This window comes from Kitasatospora sp. MBT63, from assembly GCF_000710465.2.
In the GTDB taxonomy this organism is placed as follows: Bacteria; Actinomycetota; Actinomycetes; order Streptomycetales; family Streptomycetaceae; genus Kitasatospora.
The window spans coordinates 8,397-18,306 of record NZ_JAIZ01000348.1 but is presented as its reverse complement, the minus strand read 5'-3'; the positions used below and the strand labels follow the sequence as shown (position 1 = coordinate 18,306).

General features: G+C 74.5%; 9 protein-coding genes. 7 read left to right on the top strand and 2 right to left on the bottom strand.

All coding sequences use genetic code 11. The features are described from left to right. Nucleotides 1-218 precede the first annotated feature (218 nt). Nucleotides 219-1,124, top strand: coding sequence for a hypothetical protein (locus AA75_RS20740; protein ID WP_199520376.1), 906 nt, complete (start codon nucleotides 219-221; stop codon nucleotides 1,122-1,124). A 307-nt stretch (nucleotides 1,125-1,431) separates the two neighbouring features. Here AA75_RS20740 and AA75_RS20735 read toward each other — a convergent pair whose 3' ends face one another. Beyond that, nucleotides 1,432-2,595: an NADH-quinone oxidoreductase subunit D gene (locus AA75_RS20735; protein WP_033821642.1), complete on the bottom strand. Its 1,164-nt coding sequence runs from the start codon at nucleotides 2,593-2,595 to the stop codon at nucleotides 1,432-1,434. Further along, nucleotides 2,592-3,596 carry an SAM-dependent methyltransferase gene (locus AA75_RS20730; protein WP_033821641.1) on the bottom strand — a complete coding sequence of 335 codons (1,005 nt, stop codon included), beginning with the start codon at nucleotides 3,594-3,596 and terminating at the stop codon, nucleotides 2,592-2,594. The genes AA75_RS20735 and AA75_RS20730 overlap by 4 nt, the downstream gene beginning before the upstream one ends. 105 nt (nucleotides 3,597-3,701) lie before the next feature. Here AA75_RS20730 and AA75_RS20725 point away from each other — a divergent pair, with 105 nt between their 5' ends. The 6 genes from AA75_RS20725 to AA75_RS20700 all read left to right on the top strand — a co-directional run. Next, the gene (locus AA75_RS20725; protein ID WP_033821640.1) at nucleotides 3,702-4,901 is read left to right on the top strand and encodes a sensor histidine kinase; all 1,200 of its coding nucleotides are present in this window, start codon (nucleotides 3,702-3,704) and stop codon (nucleotides 4,899-4,901) included. A gap of 49 nt (nucleotides 4,902-4,950) precedes the next feature. Beyond that, nucleotides 4,951-5,640 carry a response regulator transcription factor gene (locus AA75_RS20720; protein ID WP_033821639.1) on the top strand — a complete coding sequence of 230 codons (690 nt, stop codon included), beginning with the start codon at nucleotides 4,951-4,953 and terminating at the stop codon, nucleotides 5,638-5,640. 296 nt (nucleotides 5,641-5,936) lie between these two features. Further along, a complete protein-coding gene (locus tag AA75_RS20715; protein WP_051812906.1) occupies nucleotides 5,937-6,884 on the top strand; it encodes a DUF2520 domain-containing protein in 948 nt (315 codons plus the stop codon). Then, a complete protein-coding gene (panC, locus tag AA75_RS20710; protein WP_033821638.1) occupies nucleotides 6,884-7,786 on the top strand; it encodes a pantoate--beta-alanine ligase in 903 nt (300 codons plus the stop codon). Before AA75_RS20715 ends, panC begins: the two co-directional genes overlap by 1 nt. Nucleotides 7,787-7,877: 91 nt before the next feature. After that, nucleotides 7,878-8,354: an aspartate 1-decarboxylase gene (panD, locus tag AA75_RS20705; RefSeq protein ID WP_033821637.1), complete on the top strand. Its 477-nt coding sequence runs from the start codon at nucleotides 7,878-7,880 to the stop codon at nucleotides 8,352-8,354. 16 nt (nucleotides 8,355-8,370) lie between these two features. Then, on the top strand, nucleotides 8,371-9,910 hold a 1,540-nt coding region (locus AA75_RS20700), incomplete at its 3' end, for an L-aspartate oxidase (protein ID WP_033821636.1).

Genomic DNA, 9,910 nt, shown 5'->3' with positions numbered 1-9,910 from the left:
CATACCCACGCCAGTACCAACCTGACCAAGCCCTACTAGGCCCCGGGCCCGGGGGCACCGCAGGTACGGGGCGCCGTTTTCACAGCCGTTTCACGAGCCGGGGGCGGCGAACGGCGGTGCGGCAGGCGCATGCGGCCACGGCGGGGAGTCCGGCGCACCAGGCCGAAAGCACCCGCGGACCGGCCGGTCTCCGCTGTTCGAGGGCCTACCCTTGCAAGGTGGCAGCAGAGACGGTGAAGAGCGCGAAGTCCGACAAGAAGTCCAAGAAGGACAAGGACCGGGACAGGCCGAAGGCCGTCAAGGGCCAGGCCGGCCCGGTCCTGGTCGACCTCGCCCCGCCGACGGTCCGGCCCGAGGTACCGCTCGACTTCGCCCGCGCCTGGGTCGAGTTCGCCGACCCGGCCGACGAGGAGCAGGTCTTCCGCTGCGACCTCACCTGGCTGACCAGCCGCTGGGGCTGCATCTTCGGCAAGGGCTGCCACGGCATCCGGCCGGGCCGCGGCGCCTCCGACGGCTGCTGCACGCTCGGCGCGCACTACTCGGACGAGGACGACGAGCAGCGGGTCATCGGCCACGCGGCCCGGCTGACCCCCGAGACCTGGGAGAACTTCGAGCACGGCACCGACGCCAAGGGCCGGCTCAAGGTCGACGGCGGCATCACCATGCTCGACGAGGACGGCGACCGGCAGACCCGCCGGGTCAACGGCGCCTGCCTGTTCCTCAACAGCCCCGGCTTCGCCGGCGGGGCCGGCTGCGCGCTGCACACCCTCGCACTCAAGGAGGGCAAGGAGCCGCTGGAGACCAAGCCCGACGTCTGCTGGCAGCTGCCGGTGCGCCGCACGTACGACTGGATCGACCGCCCGGACGACACCCGGTACCTCCAGGTCACCATCAGTGAGTACGACCGCCGCGGCTGGGGGCCGGGCGGCCACGACCTGCACTGGTGGTGCACCGGCAGCCCGGAGGCGCACAACGCCCCGGACCCGGTGTACGTCAGCTACCGGCCCGAGCTCACCGAGCTGATGGGGCCGGCCGGCTACCGGGAACTGGTCCGGCTCTGCGAACAGCGGATCGCGGCCGGCGCCGACCGCAACCTGGCGCCGCACCCGGCCGACCTGGCGTAGGGGGCTTGCCGGCGGTGGGGGGAGCCACCGGCGGTGGGGGGCTACCGGCAGTGGGTAGGTGCGGCGGCCGGACTTCCGACTTCGCGCAGTTCCTCGCGCCCCTGGAGGGGTGCCCCCGGCAGGGTGGTGCCAGCGGCTCTTGGGGCACCGAGGAGGTGCCCCGCGCCGGCGGTGGGTAGGTGCGGCGGCCGGACTTCCGACTTCGCGCAGTTCCTCGCGCCCCTGGGGGCTACCGCCAGGGGGTAGGTGGCGGCACTCGGCCTTCCGAGCTCGCGCGGTTCCTCGCGCCCCTGGAGGGGTGCCGGGGTTACTTGTCGATGTCGCCGACGACGAAGAACATCGAGCCGAGGATGGCGACCATGTCGGCGACCAGGGTGCCCGGGAGGAGTTCGGTGAGGGCCTGGATGTTGTTGTAGGAGGCGGAGCGGAGCTTGAGGCGCCAGGGGGTCTTGTCGCCGCGGGAGACCAGGTAGTAGCCGTTGATGCCGAGCGGGTTCTCGGTCCAGGCGTAGGTCTCGCCCTCGGGGGCCTTGAGGACCTTGGGCAGCCGCAGGTTGACCGGCCCGGGGGGCAGCTGGGCGAGCCGGTCGAGGCAGGCGTCGGCGAGGTCGAGGGAGTTGGCGGTCTGCTCCAGCAGGCACTCGAACCGGGCCAGGCAGTCGCCCTCCTCGCGGGTGACCACGGTGAGGACGTCGGCGAGCTCCCCGTACGCCAGGTACGGCTCGTCGCGCCGCAGGTCGAAGTCGACACCGCTGGCCCGGGCGATCGGCCCGCTGACGCCGTACGCGTGCACGTGCTCGGCGGACAGCACGCCGACCCCGGCCGTACGGCCGCGGAAGATCTCGTTGCCGAGCACCAGGTCCTCGAAGACCGGCAGCTGCGAGCGGACGGTGGCGACGGCGGCCCGGACCCGGCCGAGCCAGCCGGCCGGGAGGTCCTCCTTGAGGCCGCCGACCCGGTTGAACATGTAGTGCATCCGGCCACCGGAGGCCTCCTCCAGCACGTGCTGGAGCTCCTCGCGGCCGTGGAAGGCGTGGAAGACCGGGGTGATCCCGCCCAGCTCCAGCGGGTACGAGCCGAGGAACATCAGGTGGTTGAGGACCCGGTTGAGCTCGGCGAGCATGGTGCGGATCCAGACCGCGCGCTCGGGCACCTCCATGCCGAGCATCCGCTCGACGGCGAGCACCACGCCGAGTTCGTTGGCGAAGGCGGACAGCCAGTCGTGCCGGTTGGCCAGCATGATGATCTGCCGGTAGTCCCGGGCCTCGAAGAGCTTCTCGGCGCCGCGGTGCATGTAGCCGATCACCGGTTCGGCGGCGACGATCCGCTCGCCGTCCAGCACCAGCTTCAGCCGCAGCACGCCGTGCGTGGACGGGTGCTGCGGTCCGATGTTGAGCACCATGTCGCTGGTGCCCAGCTCGCTGGTGAGCTCTTGCGCGCCTGCGCCGATGCCGACCGTGGTCTCCCTCATGGGGTGAGAGTCTGCCATCCCGGCAGCCCGGCCAGGCTCTGCGGTACCGGCATCCGGACGGCCTGCGCCAGCCAGCCGAAGCCGCCCAGACCGGCGGGGTCGGTGAGCTCGGCGGCCTCGCCCGCACCGGACAGGGCGCGCAGGTAGCCGGCCGGATCGCTGGAGGCCAGCGCGAGCGGGGGGCGCGCGCCGTGCACGCCGAGCGCGCGGAGCGCTTCCCGTTGGGTCGTCCACAGGCTGTGGACAGCCGGCACGGCCGCCGAGTCCAGCGCGACGTGCGCGGTCAGGTCGCAGCCGCCGTCCGGTACCGGCTGCACCTCCCGCCCGCCGCGGAACCCGGTCAGCGTGCCGAACGGCGGCCGCGCGGCCCTGGTGTGCGCGTAGTCGACGGCCACCGCCAGCCCGCGCTCCAGCGCGCCGACGGCCGTCGCCCAGGCCCGGTCCCTGGGCCCGCCCAGCTCCACCCGGTCCCCCTCGGGCCACCAGCGCGCGGCCCAGTCGGCGTCCTGCGGCGCCACCGGCGGGCCCGGCCGCTCCTCGCCCGTGGCGGAGACCTCGACATAGCGGAGCACGCCGTCCTCGCCGCGCTCGGCGATGTCCAGCGGCACGTTGTCCAGCCACTCGTTGGCGAACAGCAGGCCTTGCACCCCCTGCGGCACCCGGTCCGTCCACACCACCGCCTCGCTCAGCCCGGCAGGGCGAGCGGCCAGCTCCACCGCGTACGGGCGCAGCCGGGAGGCCAGGTCCGGCCCGGCGGCCGCCAGCACGCCGGCGGTCAGCTCGCCCCGGCCGGCGCCGACGTCGACGAAGGCGAGCTCCGACGGGTGGCCGAGCGCCTCGTCCACTCCCGCCAGCAGACGGGCCACCGCCACGGCGTACCGGGGTGATGCGTGCACGGACGTCCGGAAGTGGCCCGCCGGGCCCTCCGGCCTGCGGTAGAAGCCGCCGTCCATCCCGTACAGGGCCCGTTCCATGGCGGGCCGCCAGCACATCCAGTCCATGTCCGGGGACGTTACCGAAGTCGGGGGCGTCTCCACCCTGCGGAGTAGAGCGGATCGCCCTCCCGGCGGACCTGGAGCGGCCGGGCGACTCCCTAGGCTGGAATCGTGCATCGACTCAACGCCTGGCTCCGCCGACACCCCATGGTGGTGGACTCCGCCTGGGCGCTGCCGGTCCTCTTCTTCGGCGTGCTGGCGGCGGTCGAACAGGACGGGCAGGAGCTCCCGGGCGTCCTGGTCGCGCTCGCGATTCCGCTGCTGATGGTGTTCCGGCGGCGCAACCCGGACGCCACCTCGGCGCTGGCCGTCCTGCTGGGTCTGTCACAGATCGCGTTCAACGTCAGTCCGAGCTTCTCCAGCATCGGCTACCTGATCTTCGCGTACACCGGCGCCGCCTTCGGCACCCCGTGGACGTCCCGGCTGATGCTCGCGGCCGGGGTCGCGGCCGGGCCGCTGACGGTGTGGCGGTTCGCCACCGGGGCCGACCACAGCGACTCGCCGCAGGACTTCCCGCGGGCACTGTTCCTGGCCGCGCTGATGACCACCCCGTTCATCCTGTGCTGGGCCTGGGGCCGGCTCACCCGGGTACGGCGGGCGTACCTGATCGAGCTGGAGGACCGGGCCTCGCGGCTGGAGCGCGAGCGCGACGCCCAGTCCAAGGTGGCGGTCGCGGCGGAGCGCGCCCGGATCGCCCGCGAACTGCACGACGTGGTCGCGCACAACGTCTCGGTGATGATCGTCCAGGCCGACGGCGCCGCGTACGTGCTGGACAACTCCCCGCAGCAGGCCAAGGAGGCGCTCGGCACGATCGCCGCCACCGGCCGGCAGGCACTGGTGGAGATGCGCCGCCTGCTGGGGGTGCTGCGCACCGCCGACACCACCGAGGAGTACGTGCCGCAGCCCGGCGTCGAGGAACTGCCGGACCTGCTGGAGCAGGTCAGGACCGCCGGCCTGCCGGTGGAGTTCACCGCCACCGGCGACCAGCGGGGGCTGCCGCGCGGTCTGGAGCTGACGGTGTACCGCATCGTGCAGGAGGCGCTGACCAACGTCCGCAAGCACGGCGGCCCCGGGGCCAGGGCCCGGGTGGCGGTCGACTTCCGCGAGCGGGACCTGGAGGTCCTGATCGAGGACGACGGCCGGGGGTCGACCGCCGAGCAACTGGTCGACGGTGGTGCCGACGGCCACGGCCATGGTCTGATCGGCATGCGCGAACGGGTCGGCATGGTCAGCGGCAGCCTCGACATCGGCCCCCGGCCCGGCGGCGGCTTCCGGATCCGGGCGGTCCTCCCCCTCAAGCCGGCCAAGTAGCGTCAGGCCGGCGCAGCAGCGACGGCGACCGAGCGACAAGGAGTCTCACGTGACCATCCGGGTGATGCTGGTGGACGATCAGGAACTGCTCCGCACGGGCTTCCGGATGGTCCTCCAGTCGCAGGGCGACATCGAGATCGCGGCCGAGGCCGGCGACGGCGCCCAGGCCCTGGAGCGGCTGCGGACCACCCAGGTGGACGTGATCCTGATGGACGTCCGGATGCCCCGGCTGGACGGCGTCCAGGCGACCCGCCGGATCTGCCTGGGCGAGGACGGCACGCCCGTCGAGGGCGCCCCGCACGTGCTCATCCTGACCACCTTCGACCTGGACGAGTACGCCTTCGCCGCGCTCAAGGCCGGGGCCAGCGGCTTCCTGCTGAAGGACGTCCCGCCGACCGAGCTGGTCGCCGCGATCCGGTCGGTGCACGCCGGTGACGCGGTGGTCGCGCCGACCACCACCCGGCGCATGATCGACCGCTTCGCCGAGGTGCTCCCCACCCCGGCCTCCGCGCCCGGCCCCACCACCCTCGGCCCGCTCACCGAGCGCGAGCGCGAGGTCTTCCTGCTGGTCGCCCAGGGCCTGTCCAACGGCGAGATCGCCGCCCGGCTGGTGCTGTCGGAGGCCACCGTGAAGACCCACGTCGGCCGGATCCTCGCCAAGCTCGGGCTGCGCGACCGCGTCCAGGCCGTCGTCCTCGCCTACGAGGCCGGCCTGATCCGCGCGGGCGCCACCGACTGAGCCGTCACCCGCCCGGCGCGACCGCCCCCGGCTGCTCGTCGTCCGCGCCGCGCCGGGGTCGCGCGGCGCCCGCGGACGGTCCGGGGGCCGGCCCGGACACCGGGTACTCCCGTGGTCCCTGCTGCCATGGACCCATCGTGGCAGCGGCCACCCCGGCGGGGAACAGCTGCCGTTGCGAGCCACCGCTTCGGGTGACCGGGCGGTGCCCGGGCGGTCGCGGGGGCGGCCGTAGAATGACGCGGTACGTCTGGTACCCGCAGAGGACTGGAACGGAAGTTAAGGACGAGGGCCGAGCCGTGAGCACCTCCGACCACGCAGGTTTTCCCGCCGCGGCCGACCCCTTCGGCGACCCGCTCGACCCGGGGAACCGCCCCGCCCGCCTCGCCGTGGGTGTGGTCGGGACGGGCCGGGTCGGTCCCGCGCTGGGCGCGGCACTGCAGCTGGCGGGCCACCGGGTGGTGGCCGCGTCCGGGGTGTCCGCGGCCTCGCGGCGCCGGGCCGAGGCGCTGCTGCCGGGGGTCCGGCTGGTCTCCCCGCCGCAGGTGCTGGCCGCCGCCGACCTGGTCCTGCTGACGGTGCCGGACGACGCGCTGGCGGACCTGGTGGCCGGGCTGGCCGCCACCGGCGCGGTGCGGCCCGGGCAGATCGTGGTGCACACCTCCGGCGCGCACGGGGCCGCGGTACTGGAGCCGGCCACCCGGGCCGGCGCGCTGCCGCTGGCGCTGCACCCGGCGATGACCTTCACCGGCACCTCGGTGGACGTGGCCCGGCTGGCCGGCTGCCCGTTCGGGGTGACCGCGCCCGAGGAACTGCGGCCGGTGGCCGAGGCCCTGGTGGTGGAGATGGGCGGCGAGCCGGAGTGGGTGCCGGAGCAGGTCCGGGCGCTCTACCACACGGCGCTCGCGCACGGGGCGAACCACCTGGTCACCCTGGTCGCGCAGGCGATGGAGCTGCTGCGCTCGGCCGGGGTGGCCGAGCCCGGGCAGCTGCTGGGCCCGCTGCTCGGCGCGGCCCTGGACAACACCCTGCGGGCCGGCGACGCGGCCCTGACCGGCCCGGTCGCCCGCGGTGACGTCGGCACCGTGCGCCGGCACCTGGACCAGCTCGCTACGGTGGCCCCGGACATCGGGCAGGCGTACCGCGCGATGGCCCGGGCCACCGCACAGCGGGCGGTCCGCGGCGGGTCTCTGGCAGCAGAGCCGGCGGCGGCCCTGCTGGACGTACTGAACGAGGAGAAGCACTGATGGCGGGCAAGAACCAGCGCGGCGGCAAGCCGGCGCCCAAGGACCACAAGGCCGAGCTCACGCACACCGTGGCGGACTTCGAGGCGGCCTTCTGGCCGGACGAGCAGCCGGTGGACAACGCGGTGGTGATGACCATGGGCGCGCTGCACGAGGGCCACGCCGCGCTGATCCGGGCCGCCCGCAAGCAGGTCGGCCGGGACGGCCGGGTCGCGGTGACGGTGTTCGTCAACCCGCTCCAGTTCGGCGCCGGCGAGGACCTGGACCGCTACCCGCGCAACCTGGCCGCCGACCTGCGGCTGGCCGAGCAGGCGGGGGCGGACGTGGTGTTCGCGCCGACCACCGAGGAGATGTACCCGAACGGCGAGCCGCTGGTGCGCCTGGCCGCGGGCCCGATGGGCGAGCGGTTCGAGGGCGCGTCCCGCCCCGGCCACTTCGACGGCATGCTGACCGTGGTCGCCAAGCTGCTGCACATCACCGACCCGGACTTCGCGTTCTTCGGCGAGAAGGACGCGCAGCAGCTGGCGATCGTCCAGCGGATGGTGGCCGACCTGGACTTCGACGTGGAGATCGTCGGCGTGCCGACCGTCCGGGAGGAGGACGGCCTGGCGCTGTCCTCGCGCAACCGGTTCCTGTCCGAGGCCGAGCGCGGGCAGGCGCTGGCGCTGTCCCGGGCGCTGTTCGCCGGGCGGGACGCCGGTGCGCAGGGCCCGAAGGCCGTCCGCGAGGCCGCGGCGGCCGCCCTCGACGCCGCCGACGGTGTCGCCCTCGACTACCTCGCCCTGATCGACCCGGACACCTTCACCGAGGCGCCGGACGACTTCCAGGGCGAGGCGGTGCTGGCCGTGGCCGCGAAGGTGGGTTCCACCCGCCTGATCGACAACGTCCGCATCATCGTCCGCTAGACACGGCCCAGGCCCCACCCGCAGTCCCCGCACCCCGCAGTACCCACCCCCGTAGCCGAAGTAGGCATGCACTCACAGGAGGCGTGACCAGATGCTCCGCACCATGCTCAAGTCCAAGATCCACCGGGCCACCGTGACCCAGGCCGACCTGCACTACGTCGGCTCGGTCACGGTGGACGAGGACCTGCTCGACGCGGCCGACCTGCTGCCCGGCGAGCTGGTCCACATCGTCGACGTGACCAACGGCGCCCGGCTGGAGACGTACACCATCGCCGGCCCGCGCGGCTCCGGAGTCATAGGCATCAACGGCGCCGCCGCCCACCTGGTGCACCCCGGCGACCTGGTGATCCTGATCGCCTACGGGCAGATGGACACCGCCGAGGCCAAGGCGTACCTGCCGAAGGTGGTGTTCGTGGACGCCGCCAACCGGGTCACCTCGGTCGGGCCGGACGCCGCCGACGCCCCCGAGGGCAGCGGCCTGCTGCGCGGGGACCTGGGGGCCCCCGCGTCGCCGGGCCGGGGCGCGTACCGTGATGCCGACGGCGCGGCCCCGACCGCCGCGCACTGAAGGAGCAAGTGAAGCCATGTCGTCGTACCGCCTGACCGCTCCCGCCCCCGGCTGGACCACGACCACCGACGTCGTCGTGGTCGGCTCCGGGGTGGCCGGCCTCACCGTCGCGCTCAACGCCCGCAAGGCCGGCCTGCGGGCCATGGTGGTCACCAAGGCGATGCTCGACGACGGCTCCACCCGCTGGGCCCAGGGCGGCATCGCCGCCGCCCTGGGGCCCGGCGACACCCCCGAGCAGCACCTCGCCGACACCCTGGTGGCCGGTGCCGGGCTCTGCGACGAGGAGGCCGTGCGCACCCTGGTCACCGAGGGCCCGGACGCGGTCCGGAACCTGATCGCCACCGGCGCGGCCTTCGACAAGGACGACGAGGGCGAGATCCTGCTGACCCGCGAGGGCGGTCACCACCGCCGCCGGATCGCGCACGCCGGCGGCGACGCCACCGGTGCGGAGATATCGCGGGCGCTGGTCGAGGCGGTGCGCTCCGACCCGGGCGTCGAGCTGATCGAGCACGCACTGGTGCTCGACCTGCTGACCGACGCGGCGGGCCACGCGGCCGGCCTGACCCTGCACGTGATGGGCGAGGGCCAGCGCGACGGCGTCGGCGCGATCCGCGCCCGGGCGGTGGTGCTGGCCACCGGCGGCATGGGCCAGGTGTTCTCCGCCACCACCAACCCGGCCGTCTCCACCGGTGACGGCGTGGCGCTGGCGCTGCGCGCCGGGGCCGAGGTGACCGACCTGGAGTTCGTCCAGTTCCACCCGACCGTGCTGTGGCTCGGCCCGGACGCCGAGGGCCAGCAGCCGCTGGTCTCCGAGGCGGTCCGCGGCGAGGGCGCGTACCTGGTGGACGCCGACGGCGTGCGCTTCATGGTCGGGCAGCACGAGCTGAACGAGCTGGCGCCGCGGGACATCGTCGCCAAGGCGATCACCCGGCGGATGGAGCTCACCGGCGCCGAGCACATGTACCTGGACGGGCGCCACTTCGGCGCCGCGATGTGGGCCGAGCGCTTCCCGACCATCCTGGCGTCCTGCCGCTCGCACGGCATCGACCCGGTCACCGACCTGATCCCGGTCGCTCCCGCCGCGCACTACGCCTCCGGCGGCATCCGCACCGACCTGCACGGCCGCACCACCGTCCCGGGCCTGTACGCCTGCGGCGAGGTGGCCTGCACCGGCGTGCACGGCGCCAACCGGCTGGCCTCCAACTCGCTGCTGGAGGGGCTGGTCTTCGCCGAGCGGATCGCCGCCGACCTGGCCGCCCGGCACCACGCCGGCGAGCTGCCCGAGCGGGCGGTCGACGTGGCGGGCGCCCGCGCCGCGCACCCGGTACCGCTGCTCGCGCCCGAGGCGCGGGCCGACGTCCAGCGGCTGATGTCCCGGGGCGCCGGCGTGCTGCGCTCGGCCGCCTCGATGGCCGCCACCGCCGCCGGGCTGGCCGCCCTGGCCGGGGCCGCCCTGGCGCACGCCGCCGAGGAGAAGCCCGCCGACCCGCGGGTGGAGACCTGGGAGGCCACCAACCTGCACCTGGTCGCGACCGCCCTGGTGGCCGCCGCCGCGC

Bases quoted from the DNA above. Each gene is read 5' to 3' on its own strand.
- AA75_RS20735 (WP_033821642.1), bottom strand. From the start codon at position 2,595: ATGAGGGAGACCACGGTCGGCATCGGCGCAGGCGCGCAAGAGCTCACC.
- AA75_RS20730 (WP_033821641.1), bottom strand. From the start codon at position 3,596: ATGGACTGGATGTGCTGGCGGCCCGCCATGGAACGGGCCCTGTACGGG.
- panC (WP_033821638.1), top strand. From the start codon at position 6,884: ATGGCGGGCAAGAACCAGCGCGGCGGCAAGCCGGCGCCCAAGGACCAC.
- panD (WP_033821637.1), top strand. From the start codon at position 7,878: ATGCTCCGCACCATGCTCAAGTCCAAGATCCACCGGGCCACCGTGACC.